Raw genomic sequence first — 19,281 nt, 5'->3', positions numbered from 1 at the left:
TATTAATTCAGTTAAAAAGTAAATCCTAAAAATAGCATTGCGGTAGTTATTAAAACAGCAATAGTACAGGCTGGAGGGTCAATATGAGTGTCACCCCAGTCATAGAATAAACGAGCAAAAAATTCTCCAATAAATGCACCTAAAATACCAAAAATACCTCCCCAGATAACACTTCCTGTAGCAATTGCAGCGGCTGCAGCAGGAAAAGCAATATGGTGGGTAACAGGACCTTTACCCTTGGTTTCTAAGATAATCAAGGAAGCAGCTGTTATACCAAACATGATAAATTTACTTCCTGTAACAATAGTAATATAACCAGAAATTAGTCCAACACTAAGTCCTAAAGAAAGTAATTGTGAGAAATTCATCTGCCAGGGAAGCCAGGCGATTTCTGCTGGCGGACTCCAGCGTGAATCACTTTTACTTGAATCATATTTTCCAAATATTCCTGTTTTGCTAAAGGCCAGTCTGTGTACGAATGCAGAAATAGCAACAGTTAAGGCAATTGTATCAGTGGGAGTACCTATTGAACCAAAAAACTGATTAATTACCATACCCAAAACACCAAAAATACCGCCAACAAGTAGGATATCCCAATTCTCATCAATTCCATAAAGTGGGGCTAGAATGTTCGCACCATCATCAAGTTTCCCCTTTTTTCCGGCATAAGCTGTTGCCGCAGCACCACCAGCAAAAGCAATATGAGGACCAAATAAAGTACCAAAAGCAATCGAACCAGTTATAGCACCTCCACCAGTTGCCAGGGCAAGAGCTTCTCCAGCGATAACAAGAAAACCACAGAAAATAAATGCAGGTAGTGCTCCTAAAGCAGCTCCAAATGCGCCTCCCCCAAAAGCAGCAAGAACTAAGTTTAAACTAATACTCATCCTTTTTCCTCCTTTATTAATATAATTGTCATGGACAGTACAGCCTAAAAAATTAAGAGAAATTAAGACGCTAAATTTAGCTACTTATTTAATAATATATATCTATTATTAATGATTAAAATCTAATAGTATCTTATCCATTCTATGTAAATTTTATCACTTTAAATAATCAATGTCAAAGAATTTGCAATATTATGCCTATTATTTTAGAAAAAAATGTTAATAAAACTTATCAATTAAGCAAATAATAGTTATTTGTTAAGTAAATTATTGTTTTCTTTGAACATAGATGCTAAAATTAAAACAGTATGTTTAAAAATAATAAATAACCTTAATTATAATTTTTACTATTTATGGAGGGTTAAGATGGAAATTCAATCAAAATCGGCCCGAATGGGTCAGGAGCCGATAATGAAATTGCTTTTTAGATTATCTGCTCCAGCCATAGTAGGTATGATTATTCAAGCAATGTATAATATTGTAGATAGTATTTATGTTGGTCGCCTGAGTACAGATGCTTTGTCTGCATTATCGATTTCTTTTCCAGTTCAAATGCTTTTAATTGCTGTTGGAGTTGGAACAGGTGTTGGTACTAGTTCTTTAATTTCAAGACTTTTGGGACAGGGGGATAACTGCCGAGCAAATAATGTGGCTGAGCATGTCTTTTTTATTGCAATTATTTATGGGATAATTGGTGGAATAGTCGGGATATTTTTTGCTGAAGATATAATTAAAATTTTTACAGATGATTCAATTTTAATAGATCTTGGCTATCAGTATATTAATATAATTTTGACCGGATCAATGGCCGTTTTTATTCCGGCAACTTTTAATTATATACTAAGGGGAGAAGGTAATACCTTTCTGCCGATGATGACTATGATCATTGGTGCAGTTTTAAATATGATATTAGATCCATTTTTAATTTTTGGCTTAGGACCATTTCCCCAACTTGGAGTAGCTGGTGCAGCTTATGCAACTATTTTTTCACGTGCAGTGGGAGGAGTATTTATCATATTTGTCTTATTTAGTGATAAAAATGAATTAACCTTAAAGTTGGAGGATTTTAAGTTTGATTTTCAGATAATAAAAGAGATATATAATGTAGGAATACCTGCTATGGCTAATCGTTTACTTTTTAGTCTTGCAGTTGTCTTTATTAATCTTATTTTGGGAGCTTTTAGTTCTACAGCGATAGCAGTAATGGGATTAATTTTTAGAATGCAGTCTTTCTTTTTAATGATGGTTTTTGGTTTAACTCAGGGTTACCTGCCGATTGTTGGTTATAATTTTGGCCATAATAATTCCGAACGAATGAAAAAAACAATTTTAATCGGCAATGCAGCAGCTTTAACTTTTGGTATAATTGGTTTTGCAGTATTTCAATTATTTCCTGAATTTATAATTAGGTTATTTAATAGTGATCCCAAACTCTTAAGTATCGGAGTTGGTGCTTTAAAAAGAGTTAGTTTATCATATTTTTTTATGGTTTTAAATATAATTGGTGTAGCTACATTTCAGGCAGTTGGAAAAGGAATGCCCAGCTTTGCTATCACATTTTTAAGACAGGCTGTCTTTTTAGTACCTGGAATGTATATTCTGGGAGAATTATTTGGGCTTGATGCAGTTTGGTATTCTTTTCCTATTGCAGAATTAACTGCTTTTATAATTATGTCAATCTGGCTGCTTTCATCAATTAAAGATTCAATATCTAAAATGAGAGAAACGGTTTAATAACCAAATTATTTATTAAATTGATATATTAAATAAGCAGTTATTAAGGAGGGGTAAGATGTCTACAGCTATAGAAATTAGAAATATAAATAAAAGTTACGGCAGTCTGCAGGCTTTAAATGATGTGAATTTAGATATCAAAAAAGGAGAATTTTTTGGGCTGTTGGGTCCTAATGGTGCAGGCAAAAGTACTTTAATTGGTATTCTTGGCGGTTTAGTAAAAAAAGATTCAGGTAAGATCACAGTTTTGGGGAAGGATGTTATCTCAAATTATAGGGAAACAAAAAAATCTTTGGGAATAGTGCCGCAGGAGATAACTTTTGATCCTTACTTTACAGTTCGTGAAACGCTAAAAATTCATTCTGGGTATTTTGGGATTAAAGATAATTCAGAAAAAATAGATGAATTACTTGCAGCATTAAGTCTGACTGATAAAGCAGAAATTGGTCCGCGAGAACTTTCAGGTGGGATGAAGAGGCGGCTTTTAATTGCAAAGGCTCTTGTACATGATCCTGAGATAATTGTTTTAGATGAACCGACTGCTGGGGTTGATGTTGAGTTAAGAAACAGTCTCTGGGAGTATGTAATTAATTTAAATAAAAAGGGAAAAACAATTATCTTGACAACTCACTATTTAGAAGAGGCTGAAGCTTTGTGTGATCGAATTGCTATTATGAATAAGGGAAAGATAGTTAAGGTTGATACTAAGGAAAATCTGATCAACTCTATTGACAAAAAGCTGATTAAGATTCAATTTTCTGATTCAGTTCAAGGACTGGAAGAAGAGCTGCTGGAGATGAATTTTAGCTTGAATAAAGAAAAAAGAGAGATTGAAATTGAGACTGCAAAACGAAATTTAGATAAAATACTAAAAAAAATTAATCGATTAAATTTAAATATAGTTGATATGAATATTGAAAGTGCAAAATTAGAGGATGTTTTTATTAAGTTGACTAATTTAGGGGATGATGAAAATTAATACTGTTACTTTTTCAAGTCTTGTCAAAAGAGAGGTTCTTAGATTTTCAAAGGTAGCTATTCAAACTGTATTTGCACCTTTGATCTCTACAGGTTTATATTTAATTATATTCTCTTATTCTTTTCAAAATAGAGATGTTCAGGGGTATGGGATACCATATATCAGTTTTATAGTACCGGGATTAATTATGATGAGTTTAATCCAAAATTCTTTTGCAAATACTTCATCTTCTTTAATTGGAGCTAAATATAATGGAATTATCATTGATTTCTTGCTGGCCCCCTTTTCTTATATCGAACTCAGTTTGGGTTTTATGATTGGTGGAATAGTAAGAGGCTTACTGGTTGGAACAGTAACTTATCTGGTATCAATTTATTTTTATGGAGGAGCAGTTGCACATCCATTTTTAGCCCTGTTTTTTGCTGTTTTAGTGTCTTCAATCTTTTCGCTTTTTGGAATAATTGCAGGTCTTTGGGCGGAAAAATTTGATCATGTATCAATTTTTTCAAACTTTTTTATTACACCTCTGACATTTTTAAGTGGTGTCTTTTATTCAGTTAAAGGCCTGCCGGGAATCTGGAGCGAAGTTTCTTTATTTAATCCGGTTTTTTATATGGTGGATGCAGTGCGTTTTTCTTTTGTGGGAAAGTCAGATGTTTCGCCTTTATTATCTGCTCTGATTATTGGTTCTTTTGCCCTGATCTTATTTATTTTAGTTACTTATTTATTTAAAATTGGATATAAAATTAAAAGTTAATAAAAGTTTAAAATATCTGACTTGATTTATAAAAATGCTAAAATTAACTCAACAAAATTAAACCTAATGGAGGTAATTAATTTATGGCCTGGATGGGAAAAATTCTTGGCGGAACAGTTGGCTGGTCTTTTGGGGGTCCACTGGGAGCTGTAATTGGAGCTGCAATTGGTAATCATTTTGATAAAAGTAGTGATGCTGGTGGTAATCAAAGGGCTTACAGACAGCAGAACAATTTAAATCAACAGGAAGAAAAACAGACTATATTTTTTACCAGTATATTTTCAATGCTGGCTAAATTTGCTCAGGCTGATGGGGCTGTTACTAGAAGTGAAATTATGACAATTGATAGATTCATAAAAAATGAGCTAAAACTTCAGGGTTCGGCTCGTAAATTGGCAATTAGAATTTTTGATGAAGCTAAAAGAAAAAATAACACTTTTGAAGAATATGCTCAGCAGTTTTATGATAATTTTAAAAATGAGAAGACTTTGGTTTTAGGAATGTTTGATCTGCTGATGAAAGTTGCTATAGCAGATAATGATTTTCATCAAAAAGAAGAATTATATATTAAAAAAGCTAAAAATATTTTTAAAATCAGCGACAGTCAATATGAAAGTATTAGATCACAATATGTGGACACAAATGATTTAGAAAAATATTATAAGATTTTAGAATGCTCTCCTGAAGCTGATTTCAAAGAAGTTAAGCGAAAATACCGCAAAAAGGCTAAAGAATTTCATCCAGATAATGTGATTGGGAAGGGTTTACCGGAAGAATTTGTGGATTTTGCTGAACAGGAATTCAAAAAAATTAATGATGCTTATGAAAAAATAAAGGCTGAAAAGGGAGCTTAAATTATTTTTAAATGAAATGAAAAATATAACAATTGGAGGATATAATATGAAAATTGTGATGGTTGAACCGATTAATATTTCAATAATGAAAATTGAAGAGTATCGCCAGCGGCTGGAAGCTGAGGGGCATCAGCTGATTGCTTACTCAAGTCGGGCAGAAGATGATCAGGAAATGATTAAAAGAGTTAAAAAAGCTGATATTTTAATTATAGCCAACCAGCCTTTATCTGCTGAAGTCATTAATGCTGCTAAAAATTTAAAGATGATTTCTGTTGCTTTTACCGGTTTTGATCATATTGCTATGGATGCCTGCAGAGAAAATAACATTTTAGTTTCCAACTCTTCCGGCTATGCCAATCAGGCTGTAGCAGAGCTGGCCTTTGGTCTAATAATTGATCTGATGCGTAAGATTAAAGATTCTGATAAGGCGGTTAGAGCTGGCAAAACAAGAAAAGGTTTAATTGGTAATGAACTTGCCGGAAAAAACTTTGGCATAATTGGTTTTGGTTCAATAGGACAAAAAACTGCTAAAATAGCTGCTGCCTTTGGCTGCAAGATTCTAGTTGATGACCATAAAAAACATAAATTGGGAGAGGAATTAGGGGTAGAATATCTTCCGATTGATGAATTAATGCGAAAAAGTGATATCGTGAGCCTGCATGTTCCGCTTAAAGATTCAACTGTAGATTTAATCGGTGTAGAGGAAATTGCCTTAATGAAAGAAGATGCAATTTTGATTAATACAGCACGTGGACCAGTAATTAACAGTGAAGCTCTGGCTGAGGCTTTAAATAATGATAAAATTGCAGGAGCTGGAATTGATGTTTTTGAAATGGAGCCTCCGATTCCTGAGGATCATCCACTTTTAAATGCTAAAAATACAATTTTAACTCCACATACCGCTTTTGCAACAGAAGAAGCCTTTATCAAAAGAGCTGAGATAGTATTTGATAATATTGACGCCTGGTTAGCAGAAAAACCTCAGAATGTAGTTAGTTGAGATAATTATGGAAGGAGGCATTTCAGAATGGATTTAAAAGAAAAAGCGAAAAATCTTCTATATGATTTTAGAGGGGAAGAATATGCCTTAGGTGTAGGAATCTTAAATGAAGTAGGAGAATATGCTGAAGAGTATGGTCGGAATGTTTTGCTAATTTCTAACGATACTTATCGAGAAACTGCTGTAAAAGAAGTAAAAAAATCACTTAAAAAAAACAAGATAAAAATGGCTGGAAATAGAGTTTTTCTAGGGGCTGAACCAAATGCTCCCAGGGAAGATGTTTATCGTTTAGCAGGATACATACATACTTTTGAAGCTGATTCTATAATTGTAATTGGTGGAGGAAGTACTATAGATGCTGTTAAAGCTGCCAATGTGCTGGCATCACTTGGTCATTACAGCCCTGACATAGATAAATATTTTGGTACTGGTGTTGTGACAGAAGCTTTGAAACACAGCAGTAATCACTTGACACCTATGATAGCAATTCAAACAGCATCAAGTTCTGGGGCTCATTTGACAAAATATTCTAATGTAACTGATGTAGTAAGTGGGCAGAAAAAATTAATTGTAGATGATGCAATTATTCCTCATAAATCCGTTTTTGATTATAAGATAAGTGAAACGATGCCTTTAGATGTTACTGTTGATGGTGCCTTTGATGGTATGGCTCATTGTTTAGAAGTTTTTTATGGTATTAATCAGGAAAATTATGATTTAGAAAAAGATATTGCAGCAACTGCAATAGAGATGATAGTCAAGAACACCCCTAAATTAGTCGATGATCTTCAGAATACTGAAGCGCGGGAGGCTTTAGGTTTGGCAACTGACTTGGGAGCCTATTCAATAATGGTTGGTGGAACAAATGGTGGTCATTTAACCAGTTTTTCTTTAGTAGATGTAAGCAGCCATGGAAGAGCCTGTGGGATTATGAATATCTACTATACTGTCTTTTTTGCTCCAGCGATCGAGCCTCAATTAAAAGTTTTAGCTGATATTTTTAAGAGAAATGGTTATATTGAGCAAGATATTGCAAACTTAACAGGGCGTGATTTGGGAGAAGCAGCTGCTAAAGGAATGATAAATTTTGCTAAAGAAATTAAATTTCCCACAAAACTTTCCGAACTAGATGATTTTAGTGATCAACATATTGAGCGGGCTTTGCAGGCAGCCAAAGATCCACAGCTGGAGATGAAGTTGAAAAATATGCCTATACCACTTGATGCTTCAATGATAGATGAATATATGGCTCCTATCCTGGAAGCAGCAAAAACTGGAGATTTAAGCCTGATCAAAAATATGAAAGCATAAAAGTTAAAAAATATAGATAAATTTTTTAAAATTTAATAAAAGTAAAATTAATATTTTAATTTTAAGGCAGCTTAAAAGCCGTTTAATTACGGCAATAAGCTGTCTTTTTTGTAATAAATAAAGTCATTTGCCACAATAGTTAGAAAAAGAAGTAGTTTATTAACTCTTGCCATCGCAGGGATTACAGGAGTATAATAGAGTCAGAAGTTAAAGAAATGCAATAATTCAGGAGGTGAAAAGATTTGATTTTAGATCTTTTAACAAAGAAAAACATTGCTGTAAATGTAAAAGCAGCTGACTGGAAAGAAGTGGTAGACAAAACTGGAAAGTTATTATTAGAAGCAGATCAAATTGAAGAAAAATATATAGAAGCAATGAAACAGTCAATAATCGACAATGGACCCTATGTGGTTATTGGGAAGGGAATTGCCCTTTTACATGCCAGACCAGAAGATGGAGTCAAGGAAAATTGTCTAAGCTTAATCACCCTGGATGAGCCGGTTGAATTTGGCAATGAAAACAATGATCCTGTTCAGATTGCCTTTGCTTTTGGAACAGTAGATAACGAAAAACATGTCAAAACAATTTCAGAGTTATCAGTAGTTTTAATGGAAGAATCTGCAGTAGACAATATTGCAGAGATGGGGAGTGCAGAAGAGATCTTAAACTATATCGAAGATATTCTGGCACAGCAGTAATTTTAGTCAAAATATTTATAAAATTCTTAAATTATATTGGTGGTCAAAACAAAAAATTATAGGAGGAGAAAAGCATGAGAGTACTAGCAGTTTGTGGAATGGGTTTGGGGAGCAGCTTAGTTTTGAAAATGAATATAGAAAAGATTATGGAGCAGGAAGGTATTGAAGGTTCAGTTGAAGTTAAGGATTTATCATCTATTATGGGAGAACAGGCAGATTATATTTTTGCGAGTGAAGAAATTGGAGAAAAAATTGATCACCCAGCTGAAGTAATTAGTGTCAAAAATATGACTGATAAAAATGAAATTAAAGAAAAAGTTTTGGCAGCATACAAAAAACTTTAAGGAGGGAATAGTTTATGGCTTTAATTAATTTTATTGTTTATGAAATTTTAAATGAACCGGCAGTTTTAGTTGGTTTAATGACATTTTTGGGTCTAGCTTTAATGAGAAAACCAGTTTCTAAAGTAATATCCGGTACCTTAAAGAGTATTTTAGGATTTGTTATTTTGGGTGCTGGTGCAAATGTTCTAGTAGGAAGTTTAAATAATTTAGGTCCAATGATTCAGGATGCTTTCAATATTCAGGGAGTTATTCCGACAAATGAAGCAATAGTGGCTTTAGCTCAGCAGACATTTGGTAGTGAGACTGCGATGATCATGGGTTTTGGTTTTATAGCTAATCTGATTATTGCTCGTATCACACCTCTAAAGTATATTTTCTTAACCGGTCATCATATTTTCTTTATGGCAGCTTTATTATCAGCTGTTTTAGGTACAGCTGGAATGACAGGAGCACCTCTGATTATAGTTGGAGCTATCATTTTAGGATTTGTAATGGTTTTATTCCCTGCTCTGGCAGAACCATTTATGAAAAAAATTACAGGTGGCAGTGATGTTGCTTTAGGTCACTTTGGCACAACTGGTTATGTAGCAGCAGGTCTGGTTGGTAAATTTGTTGGAGATCCAGAAGACAGTACTGAAGACATTGAGGTTCCTCAATCTCTAAGTTTCTTAAAAGAATCTGTTCTTTCAACAACCCTGACTATGATTATTATTTTCTTTGTAGTTTCTTTAATTGCAGGACGTGACATTTATTCTGAGTATTCAGGTGGTAAAAGTATATTTATGTTCTCACTGATGCAGGGTATTACCTTTGCAGCTGGTGTTAACATTATCTTAACTGGTGTACGAATGATTATTGGTGAGATTGTTCCAGCTTTCCAGGGTATTGGCGAAAAATTGGTTCCGGATGCCAAACCTGCACTGGACTGTCCGATTACCTTCACTTATGCACCAAATGCAGTAATTATTGGTTTCTTATTCAGCTTTTTAGGTGGGCTTATCAGCATGTTCTTACTTGGACCTCTGGGTCTGGCCTTAATTATTCCTGGAATGGTGCCTCACTTCTTTACAGGAGCAACCGCAGGAGTATTTGGTAATGCTACAGGTGGTAAAAAAGGAGCCATGCTTGGAGCCTTTGTTAATGGAGTCTTAATCTCATTCTTACCAGCACTCTTATTACCGGTTCTGGGATCACTTGGTTTTGCAAATACAACCTTTGGTGATGCAGACTTTGGAGTTGTTGGTATCATAATTGGTTATATAGCGAAGCTGTTCGCTTAAAATGAAAAAAAGTACAAGGTTATTTGAGTTATATAAATATCTTGTTGATCAGAAGGAGCCTGTATCTATACAGGTTCTTTCTGAAATTCTTGATGTAAGCAGCAGAACAATTCGCTATGACCTGAATGAGATTGAAGATTTAATTAAAAAGTATGATTTAAAGCTGATTAAAAAACCTAATTTTGGTGTATTTTTAGAAGGCGAAGCAGAGGAGCAGTTTAAAGTTTTTGCTGAGTTTAATGATTTTTACAACAGCCGTCATTTCCGTTCAGCCAAAATGAGAAAGTATTTAATTTTATATAGACTTTTTCAGAAAAAGGAACCAATCTTAATTTTTGAACTGGCAGATCTTTTAGATGTAAGCTCAGCAACAGTAAGTAAGGATTTAGATGAGGTTGAAAAATGGCTTAACAGTAGAGGTCTTGCTTTAATTAGACGTAGAAATTATGGAGTTCAAATTGAAGGTGCTGAAATTGATATTAGGCATGCAATGAAAAGTCTTCTAAATGAATCTTACGAGACAGGTAATATGATCGAGCTTTTAAACAAGAGTAATAAAAAAGTAGATTTTAAAAGTCGTCTAGAACATGGATATAATAAAGAAATCAAAAATCTTTTAGGTGAACTAAATCTAGAAGAAATTGAAGCTGCGGTTAAGGTAGCAGAAAATGAACTTGGAATTCGTTTTACTGACAGTGCATTTACAGGGCTGATTGTTCATATAGCTTTTGCAATTTCTCGTCTGCTGGCAGAACAGGATATAAAAATTGATCCTGAAAGATTGAAAATTATTAAAAAGAAAAAAGAATTTGAGATTGCTCAAAAAATAGCAGCCTTACTGGAAGAAAAATTTCCTGTAGAAATTCCAGACGATGAGATAGGTTTTATTACTATTCATTTGCTGGGAGCAAAAATGAGGGAAGGTAAAACCAGCAGTGAGTTAAACGAAAATGAGCTTGAATATTTAGTGAAGGAAATGATTAGAGTAGTAGAAAAATATTTTTCTACTAATTTGTCAGAAGATCAGAAGCTCTATTCAGGTCTTTTAGTTCATCTGCAGGCAATTGTTAATCGGATTATTTTCAATCTACCAATTCAAAATCCTCTGCTTGAAGATATTAAAGAAAAATATGCAGAAGTTTTTCAAGCTTCTAGGTTAGCAGCACGGTTAATTCAGAGCGAATTCTATGTCGAGATCAGTGAAGATGAAGTCGGTTATCTAACTATTCATTTTGGAGCTGCTCTGGAGAGGATTAATTTTCAAAAAAAGAAAAAAGCAAAAGTTGCAATTGTCTGTTCCAGTGGTGTGGGAACTACTAATCTTTTAGAAGTTCGGCTTAAAAATGAGTTTAAGGCTATTGAAATAGTTGACAGTCTATCCAGTCTCAGTTTAGAAGGGAATGATCTTTTAAAAGAAATTGATTTTGTGATTTCAACTATTCCTTTAAGTCTGGAAGCAAAAGATGTAATTCAAGTTAATCCATTTCTAGAAGAAAAGGATATTGAAAAAATTAAAGACTATCTTCAGCAGCAAAAAATGGAATATGGAATTTTTGCAGAGGATAAAGATGATTCTAAAAAGGAAGTACTGAGTAGAAATTATGAGAATCTGATTATTAAAAATTCTGAGTTGAAGCCAGAAGAAATTATTGATTTATTGAGGCCGTTTTTGGATAAGGAGCAGATCCCTGCAGCTTTGGAGAAAGTAAAATCATATTTTGCTTCAGATAAAAAGAATAAGCAGTCTGAAAGTCACGTAAAAAATAAGAAAAATAATCTTCTAAAAATGCTTTCAAGAGATCAGATTGAAATAATTGAAAATGTTGGAGATTGGAAAAAGGCAATTAAAGCAGCAGGAAGACTGCTTTTAGAAAAGGATTTTATTGAGACTCGTTATATTGAAAAAATGATCGAAATTGTAGAGGATAAGGGTCCCTATATTGCTATTGCTCCAGAAATTTGTCTGGCACATGCTGGAATTGAAGATGGAGTAAAAAAAGCTGCAATTAGTTTATTGGTGATTCGAAATGGGATTAAACTTGGTCATCAATTTGATCCAATAAAATTTATTTTTGTGCTGGCACCAGTAGATAAAAAATCTCATATGCCCGCGCTTACAGACATTATGGAATTTGCAAATAACAGAAAACTAATGGATGAACTTTTAGTAGTAGAATCTGAAGATGCTGCATATAAACTGCTGCAGAACAATTTCAATGAAATAAGAGATTATTAAAAATATGGAGATAATTAATTAAATTTAGAAAGGGTGTTAAAATGGGAGCGGAAAAAAAGGTTGAAATAACTAATGAAACTGGTCTGCATGCTAGGCCAGCTTCAAAATTTGTGCAAAAAGCTGGTACTTTCAAATCAGACATAACAATTATTTATGGAAAAAAAGAGGTTAATGCTAAAAGTATAATGGGAGTTTTAAGTCTTGGAGTAAGTCAGGGTAATGAAATAACAATTAAATGCGAAGGTGAAGATGCCGAAACTGCAGTTGAGGAACTAGTTAACTTTCTTCATGAACAGATGGCAGAAGAATAGAGGAGTGAAATAAATGCTGCAAAAAATTGCTGATACAGTTAGAGCGCTTTCTGCAGATGCAGTTGAATATGCTGGTTCAGGGCATGCAGGAATGCCTCTGGGGTGTGCAGAAATTGGGGCCTATCTTTTTGCAGAGGAAATGAAATATAATCCTCAAGATCCTGATTGGTTTAATAGAGATCGTCTGGTTTTATCTGCTGGACACGGTTCGATCTGGCTTTATTCTCTGCTTCATCTTAGTGGTTATAGCTTGAGTCTTGAAGATTTAAAAAAGTATAGGAAGTTTCATTCTAAAACTCCTGGGCATCCAGAGTATGGGCTAACTCCTGGAGTTGAAATGACTACAGGGCCTCTAGGTCAGGGACTTGCACATGCTGTCGGTATAGCGCTTGCTGAAGAAATTTTAGCTGCAAAATATAATAAAAATGATTATAATTTAATTGATCACTATACCTATGTGGTAGCTGGTGATGGAGATTTAATGGAAGGTATAAGTTATGAGGCAGCTTCTCTTGCTGGAAGTTTGGAACTTGATAAGCTGATAGTTATTTATGATCATAATGGAGTGTCTATTGACGGAGCAACTGATATAACTTTTATAGATGATATTAAAAAAAGATTTAACTCAGCTAACTGGCAGGTTATTTCTTCTGTAGACGGCAGCAGCTTTTCTGACTTGAAAGCTGCTTTTAAAAAGGCAAAGTCAGATCAGGAGCGGCCAACATTAATTATTGCAGATACTGTAATTGCAAAGGGAATTGCTGGCAAAGAGGGTGATAGCTCTGCTCATGCATCACCACTTGGAAAAGATGAAATAATTAAAATGAAGAAAAAATCAGGACTGTCTACAGGTGACTTTGAAGTTTCAGCTGATGTTTATGATTATTTTAAATCTAACTTTGCTGAGCTCAAAAAAACATTTTTAGAGTGGCAGGAACTTGAAAGTAACTATGCTTTAAAATTTGAAAAAGAATATCAAAAATTGAAAGCTGGAATTAAGCTTGAGGTTGATTTGAATTTTGATAGCCTATTTAGTATGGAAGAAGTCGGAAAGCCGATTAGAAATTATGCAGGCAAATACTATCAGAAGTTGGCTGAAAAGCTTCCTTATTTAATTGGAGGTACTGCTGATTTATCAGCCTCGACTAGAATTAACCTTGATCAGTTTTCTGATATTAAAAGAGGTGATTTTTCCGGCAGAAATATTAAATTTGGAGTTAGAGAACATGCAATGGCAGCTGCAGCAGGAGGAATAATGCTTCATCAAGGATTACGACCTGTCACTGCAACATATTTAACCTTTTCTGATTATATGAGGCCTTCAATCAGGATGGCAGCTCTGATGGGATTACCGGTGATTTATGTATTTACACATGATTCTATTTATGTTGGTGAAGATGGCCCTACTCATCAACCCATAGAACAGCTTGAATCTTTAAGAATGATCCCTGGTTTAAGAGTTATTAGACCTGCCACAGCTGTTGAAGTTAAATTAGCCTGGAAGGCTGCAGTTGAAGAAAATAGTAAACCGGTAATTTTAGTGATGGCCAGACAAAGCGTCAAAGGTTATAAAAAGGAGTTAACCGCGGCAGAATTTAACCAAGGAGCCTTTGTAGTTGCTGATGAAGCCGAACCGGATATTGCTATTATGGCTTCCGGCAGTGAAATTGAAACCGCTCTGGAGGTTAAAGAACTTTTAAAAGAAGATTATAAAGTTCGAATAATTTCTGCACCTGAAAAAGAAAAATTGCATCAGAATCAAGATTATTTAGAGCAGCTGCTTCAAAATATTCAATTAAGTGTGGCGGTAGAGGCTGGCAATCCAACCGGATGGTACAGAATTTTGAGAGGGAATGCACTAGTTTTTGGCATTGAAGAGTTTGGCTTCAGTGCCGCTGGAGAAAAAATAGCAGCAGAATTTGGATTAACAGCAGAAAAAATAGCAGTAAAAATAAGAAAACATTTCAGTTGAAAATTAAGACTAATTAGAACTAAAGTGGTTGTACAATTATTATTACAACCATTTTAGTTCTTTTATTTTATGCAAGAATATTAAAGGATTATTCTCAGTATTATAGAATTATAATAAATAGATAAATTAATATAAATTTTAATTATAGAATATTAGGGGGTTTTTATGGGTTTATTAGACGGGATTCTTGGAAATGCTGGAGAAGTTGAGATAGAGAAGTTGGAAAATGAGTTAGAAGAAATAATAATTGATGCTGAAAAGATTGAGAGTGGATATAAGATATTGAGAGATTACTTTGTTTTTACAAACAAGCGGTTAATTTTAGTAGATAAACAGGGAGTTACTGGTAAAAAAGTTGAATATCACACAATCCCTTATAAAAATATAAGACATTTTAGTATTGAATCAGCGGGGACTTTTGATCGAGATGCGGAACTTAAACTTTGGACAGCAGGTCTGGCTGAACCAATTGAAAAGAAATTTGGTAAAAAATCTAGTGATATTTTAAAGATTCAAAGAACTTTAGCTAGTTATATTTTAGATTAAATATTACTTTAGTTTGTTTTTTATTTTGTCAAGAAAAGGGGAGGGGAAAATGATTGATTCAATTGGCTTATTAGAGTTCAAAAGGATCTCAACAGGTATTGAAGCCAGTAATCAGATGCTAAAAGCTGCTGATGTAAAATTGCTTATGGCAAAATATATTTGTCCAGGCAAATATATAATTTTAATTGCTGGTGATATAAGTGCTGTTAATTCTTCGGTTAAAGCTGGAGTAAAAGCTGCCCAAAAAGATCTTCTAAAAGATATGGTAATTTCTAAAGTGAACAAATCTTTAATTGATCTAATACAGAATAAGAAACAGAAGTTAGATAAAATTAATTCTTTAGGAATTCTAGAATATTCAAGTATAGCCTCAGGAATAACAGCAGCAGATGTAGCTGTTAAAGCGGCAGAGGTAGAATTAGTTAAATTAGTTTTAGGGATGAGAACGGGCGGGAAATCTTTAATTATTTTTACAGGAAGTATTGAAGCCTGCCGTCAAGGATTAGATGCAGCTGAATTAGCAAATAAAGATAATAATAAATATTTATTAGGAAAAAAATTAATTTCTTCTCCTGAAAAAGAGTTGGTTGATACTTTAATTTGAAATTAATTGTATATTAGACAGGAAATTATTTTAACTTTAAATTACTTAGCATAGCTACTCGATAATTAACTTATTCTGGGGAATCTTATTTAATAAAGATTAGAATTAAAAAATAAGAATCCGCCATTTAGCGGATTCTTTATTGTTAAAGATTATTTTTCAAATGCTTTAATAAAATAGAATTCATTTTCAGTAGAATGTTCTTCGTTGTATTTGTAACCGTCTAAATTTATTTTTTTAATTTGATCAATGCTTTCAACCTGGTTTTTTACTAATTCATTCAGCAGTTTACCTCGATTATGTTTAACATAATAGCCTACTGTTTTAAGGCTCCCATCCTCTTTTTCTTCTTTAAAATAGAAATCAATCATCTCTCCCTGATAATTATCTTCTACCACTTTACTGTATTCGTTTGAGGCTAAGTTAATTATTAAATCAACATTATCAAAGTAATCTCTCATTACATCCTGCCAGTATTCATTGAGGTCAATCCCATTAGGTTTTAGTCTCATTTCTAGTCTATACGGCCATATCTCAGTGTCTGAATGTAAGGGGCCATACATTGGAGAAATTATAATAAGTTTTTCCTGCATATATGAAAACTGATCTTTATTGTAGCTATCTAAATTAATTTGCTTAAATGCAGAGCCATTATAACACTCAATAGCCGGGAGAGTTTGATCATCATAGTTGTGTTCTTGATACAGCTCATAGGTTCTATCTAAAAGATTTCCCTGAATATCTAATTCCTTTTTTAGTTCTTCTTTTGATAAAGATTTAAGATAATCGAATAATTTTTTAGTCATTTCTTCTTTTAAAATATTTCTGCCTTTTTCTTTTCTTTTTCTTTCGTGATTTTGAGTTTTGCTTGGCGATAAAATTATTTTCATGGTGATCATTCCTTCCTTTATCTTAAATGAATTATTTTCCTAATATATATATTCAAGATAAGATAGTTTATCCCTTTTATAAATAAAACATAAGAGAAAATTGACTATAAATTAAATTATTTTAACAAAAAAACTGAAAATTCTTGACAAAGATAAAATTACACTATATAATATCCTTAAAGGTTATAACGTTATCCTGTTATAATAAAATAGAAATATACTAGAGGAGTATATTTTTTTAAAACAACACGTTATAACGACCTGATGTTTATCCAAAAAAGGGGGATATTTTAATGAAAGTTGATAGAAATGATCATCTACCACTATATATTCAGTTAAAAAATATAATAGAAGAAAAAATAAATGAAGAAATTTGGAAACCGGGAGATATGATACCATCTGAAAAAGAGCTTCAGAAAAAATTTGGAGTTAGTAGAATTACTGTTCGACAGGCAATCAAAGAATTAGAAAATGAAGGTTTAGTCAAAAAGAAGCAGGGTAAAGGCACATATGTCTCTTTTCCAAAGTTATCACATAAATTACCGAACCTAACAAGTTTTACAGAGGATATTGAATCTAAAGGTTTAAATCCTGAATCTAAAATAATTGACATTAAAAAAGTAATTAACGAAGATATTGCCAGAAAATTGGATGCAGATCCTCAAACAGTTTTTTTAAATATAAAGAGGTTAAGATTAATAAATGAGGAAGCAGTTGGAATTCATGACTGTTATTTAGACACTAATGTTTTGGGAGATGAGACAATAACTGAAATTAGGGAAATGGATATCAACAATTCACTGTATGACATCATAGAAAATCATAATGTGAAAATTAGTCATGCAGATGAGACTTTAGAAGGGGGGATTGCTGATAAATATATAAGTAGATTATTAGGGATAAAAGAGCATTTTCCACTGCTAATATTAGATCGGATAACTTTTACTGATGATAATGAAGCATTTGAATATGTAAAGATGCATTACAGAGCTGATAAATATAAGTATTCATTCAGACTTTACCGTAATTAATGTTTATTTATTTTTCATTTTGAAATTCAGTGATAAATTAACTGAATTAGTTAGTTTTTAAAAATAATTTATGAGGTGATCAATTTGAGTAAAGTATTTCCAGATAAAGAGAATATATTAAAAAATATTTATGGAGTAGAAAAACCAATTTTAGGAATGATTCATTTAAAACCACTACCAGGCGCACCACATTACAAAGGGGATTCTCTTGATAAAGTTATAGAATTTGCTCTTAAAGAAGTAGAAACATATGTTAAAGGTGGAGTTGATGGTCTTGTAATAGAAAACGCCTGGGATCTTCCTTTTTCAAGGCCCGAAGATATCGGCCATGAAACATCAGCTGCAATGGCTTATGTCTCAAAACCAATTAAAGAGGAATCCGGGCTTCCGGTTGGAATTAATATTTTAGCAAATGGCGCGATACCAGGTCTTGCTGTTGCGAAGGCAGTTGGAGCAGAATTTGTAAGAGTTAATCAATGGGTTAACGCTTATGTGGCAAATGAAGGAATAATGAATGGTGCTTCTGCTAAAGCAATGAGATATCGCTCTTCTATTAAAGGAGATGAAATTAAAATCTTTGCTGATGTTCATGTTAAACATGGAAGCCATTCAATTGTTGCTGATAGAAGTATATCTGAACAGACAAGAGATAATATCTTTTTTGATGCAGATGTGTTAATTGCTACAGGTAATCGAACAGGTGATGCAACTGAAGTTAGCGAAGTTCAAGCAATAAAAGAAAATACAGAGTTGTCAGTTATAACAGGAAGTGGTTTAACAGCCGATAATGCATCTAAAATTTTGAAATGGGCAGATGGTTCTATAGTTGGTAGCTGGTTAAAAAAAGATAGCTTATGGTGGAATGAAGTAGATTATGATAGAGTTGCTAGATTAATGGAAGAGGTTTATAAAGTAAGGGAAAATAAATAAATGAAAAATACAGCAGATTTTGTAGTTCTGGGGAGTTCAAATGTAGATTATGTGGCAAAAGTTCCCCACCTTCCTGTAGGAGGTGAAACAATTCAGTCAGACAAATTTTCTATATTTGCAGGCGGTAAAGGTGCTAACCAGGCAGCAGCAATAGCGAAATCAAACAAAAATGTTGTCTATATTGGTGCAGTTGGCCGTGATAATAATGGGAACTTTTTAAAAGAAGAATTGAAAAAAAGTGGAGTAAATATAGATTATGTGTTTGAAAAAGAAACAAGTACAGGGGTTTCTCTGATAGCTACTTCTAAGAAAGGTGAAAATTTTATAATTACTCACCCGGGTGCTAATAAAAAGCTGACAAAATCAGATATTGATAAAATAGTACCTGTTTTAGAAAAAAGCAAATATGTTTTACTACATTGGGATATCGAAAAAGATGTAGGTGAATATTTTATAAAAAAAGCCAAAGAATTGAAAAATAAAATAATTTTAAATCTAGCACCTGTAAGACCTATATCTGAAAATATTTTAAAACTTGTAGATTATTTAATAGTTAATGAAATAGAAGCCAGCTATTTATCTAATTTAGAGGTAAAGAATATTGAAGATTCAAAAAAGGCAGGTAGAAAACTATTAAATAAAGTTGATAATATAATTATCACTTTAGGCGAAAAGGGAGTAGTGATAGTTAATAAAGACTTTGAAACCCATATAGCAGCTGAAAAGATAGAAGCTGTTGACTCAACAGCTGCTGGTGATACTTTTATTGGAGTTTTTGCATCACAACTTATTGAAGGAAATATATTAAATGCTGTAAGGGCTGCTAATAAAGCAGCATCTATTTCTGTAACCAGGTATGGAGCTATGCCTTCCATACCAGAACTTGCAGAGTATACCAATAAATAAAAATGAGGAGG

19 protein-coding genes are annotated in these 19,281 nt (G+C 33.1%); 17 read left to right on the top strand and 2 right to left on the bottom strand.

What is annotated here, in order from left to right:
* Nucleotides 1-11: 11 nt before the first annotated feature.
* On the bottom strand, nt 12-887 hold the full coding sequence (locus ACZ446_RS13625) for a DUF7973 family transport facilitator (protein ID WP_464393090.1): 876 nt from the start codon (nt 885-887) through the stop codon (nt 12-14).
* A 366-nt stretch (nt 888-1,253) separates the two neighbouring features.
* Between ACZ446_RS13625 and ACZ446_RS13620 the strand changes: the two genes are divergently transcribed.
* The 14 genes from ACZ446_RS13620 (at nt 1,254) to ACZ446_RS13555 (ending at nt 15,513) form a co-directional block, all read left to right on the top strand.
* Nucleotides 1,254-2,621 carry an MATE family efflux transporter gene (locus tag ACZ446_RS13620; protein ID WP_464393089.1) on the top strand — a complete coding sequence of 456 codons (1,368 nt, stop codon included), beginning with the start codon at nt 1,254-1,256 and terminating at the stop codon, nt 2,619-2,621.
* Between the two features lie 58 nt (nt 2,622-2,679).
* Entirely contained in the window at nt 2,680-3,600 is a 921-nt protein-coding gene (locus ACZ446_RS13615) for an ABC transporter ATP-binding protein (RefSeq protein ID WP_464393088.1), read from the top strand.
* Nucleotides 3,587-4,357 carry an ABC transporter permease gene (locus tag ACZ446_RS13610; protein WP_464393087.1) on the top strand — a complete coding sequence of 257 codons (771 nt, stop codon included), beginning with the start codon at nt 3,587-3,589 and terminating at the stop codon, nt 4,355-4,357. The genes ACZ446_RS13615 and ACZ446_RS13610 overlap by 14 nt, the downstream gene beginning before the upstream one ends.
* 83 nt (nt 4,358-4,440) lie before the next feature.
* Complete coding sequence (locus tag ACZ446_RS13605; RefSeq protein ID WP_464393086.1) at nt 4,441-5,211, top strand: TerB family tellurite resistance protein; 771 nt, start codon at nt 4,441-4,443, stop codon at nt 5,209-5,211.
* Between the two features lie 46 nt (nt 5,212-5,257).
* Nucleotides 5,258-6,211, top strand: coding sequence for a 2-hydroxyacid dehydrogenase (locus tag ACZ446_RS13600; RefSeq protein WP_464393085.1), 954 nt, complete (start codon nt 5,258-5,260; stop codon nt 6,209-6,211).
* Nucleotides 6,212-6,238: 27 nt separating this feature from the next.
* The gene (locus tag ACZ446_RS13595; RefSeq protein WP_464393084.1) at nt 6,239-7,522 is read left to right on the top strand and encodes an iron-containing alcohol dehydrogenase; all 1,284 of its coding nucleotides are present in this window, start codon (nt 6,239-6,241) and stop codon (nt 7,520-7,522) included.
* A 242-nt stretch (nt 7,523-7,764) separates the two neighbouring features.
* Nucleotides 7,765-8,220 carry a PTS sugar transporter subunit IIA gene (locus ACZ446_RS13590; RefSeq protein ID WP_464393083.1) on the top strand — a complete coding sequence of 152 codons (456 nt, stop codon included), beginning with the start codon at nt 7,765-7,767 and terminating at the stop codon, nt 8,218-8,220.
* Between the two features lie 74 nt (nt 8,221-8,294).
* The gene (locus ACZ446_RS13585) at nt 8,295-8,564 is read left to right on the top strand and encodes a PTS sugar transporter subunit IIB (RefSeq protein WP_464393082.1); all 270 of its coding nucleotides are present in this window, start codon (nt 8,295-8,297) and stop codon (nt 8,562-8,564) included.
* 14 nt (nt 8,565-8,578) lie between these two features.
* Entirely contained in the window at nt 8,579-9,844 is a 1,266-nt protein-coding gene (locus tag ACZ446_RS13580) for a PTS ascorbate transporter subunit IIC (RefSeq protein ID WP_464393081.1), read from the top strand.
* A 1-nt stretch (nt 9,845) separates the two neighbouring features.
* On the top strand, nt 9,846-12,080 hold the full coding sequence (locus tag ACZ446_RS13575; RefSeq protein ID WP_464393080.1) for a BglG family transcription antiterminator: 2,235 nt from the start codon (nt 9,846-9,848) through the stop codon (nt 12,078-12,080).
* A gap of 41 nt (nt 12,081-12,121) precedes the next feature.
* Entirely contained in the window at nt 12,122-12,391 is a 270-nt protein-coding gene (locus ACZ446_RS13570; protein ID WP_464393079.1) for an HPr family phosphocarrier protein, read from the top strand.
* 13 nt (nt 12,392-12,404) lie between these two features.
* Nucleotides 12,405-14,363, top strand: coding sequence for a transketolase (gene tkt, locus ACZ446_RS13565; RefSeq protein ID WP_464393078.1), 1,959 nt, complete (start codon nt 12,405-12,407; stop codon nt 14,361-14,363).
* A 165-nt stretch (nt 14,364-14,528) separates the two neighbouring features.
* Nucleotides 14,529-14,909 carry a PH domain-containing protein gene (locus tag ACZ446_RS13560; protein WP_464393077.1) on the top strand — a complete coding sequence of 127 codons (381 nt, stop codon included), beginning with the start codon at nt 14,529-14,531 and terminating at the stop codon, nt 14,907-14,909.
* Nucleotides 14,910-14,958: 49 nt separating this feature from the next.
* Entirely contained in the window at nt 14,959-15,513 is a 555-nt protein-coding gene (locus ACZ446_RS13555; protein WP_464393076.1) for a BMC domain-containing protein, read from the top strand.
* A 152-nt stretch (nt 15,514-15,665) separates the two neighbouring features.
* On the opposite strand, the gene ACZ446_RS13550 is transcribed toward ACZ446_RS13555, so the two are convergent.
* On the bottom strand, nt 15,666-16,403 hold the full coding sequence (locus ACZ446_RS13550; RefSeq protein WP_464393075.1) for a YaaA family protein: 738 nt from the start codon (nt 16,401-16,403) through the stop codon (nt 15,666-15,668).
* Nucleotides 16,404-16,696: 293 nt separating this feature from the next.
* On the opposite strand from ACZ446_RS13550, the gene ACZ446_RS13545 reads away from it, so the two are divergent.
* From ACZ446_RS13545 to ACZ446_RS13535, 3 genes are all read left to right on the top strand, one after another.
* Nucleotides 16,697-17,434, top strand: a complete 738-nt coding sequence (locus ACZ446_RS13545) for a GntR family transcriptional regulator (RefSeq protein WP_464393074.1) — start codon at nt 16,697-16,699, stop codon at nt 17,432-17,434.
* Between the two features lie 84 nt (nt 17,435-17,518).
* Nucleotides 17,519-18,364 (top strand): BtpA/SgcQ family protein, encoded by an 846-nt coding sequence (locus ACZ446_RS13540; RefSeq protein WP_464393073.1) that lies wholly within the window; start codon nt 17,519-17,521, stop codon nt 18,362-18,364.
* Nucleotides 18,365-19,270 (top strand): ribokinase, encoded by a 906-nt coding sequence (locus ACZ446_RS13535; RefSeq protein WP_464393072.1) that lies wholly within the window; start codon nt 18,365-18,367, stop codon nt 19,268-19,270. It begins immediately after the preceding gene.
* The last annotated feature ends 11 nt before the right edge of the window (nt 19,271-19,281 follow it).

It is taken from the genome of Halanaerobium sehlinense, from assembly GCF_055379485.1.
This window is presented reverse-complemented; position numbering and strand designations above follow the sequence as displayed.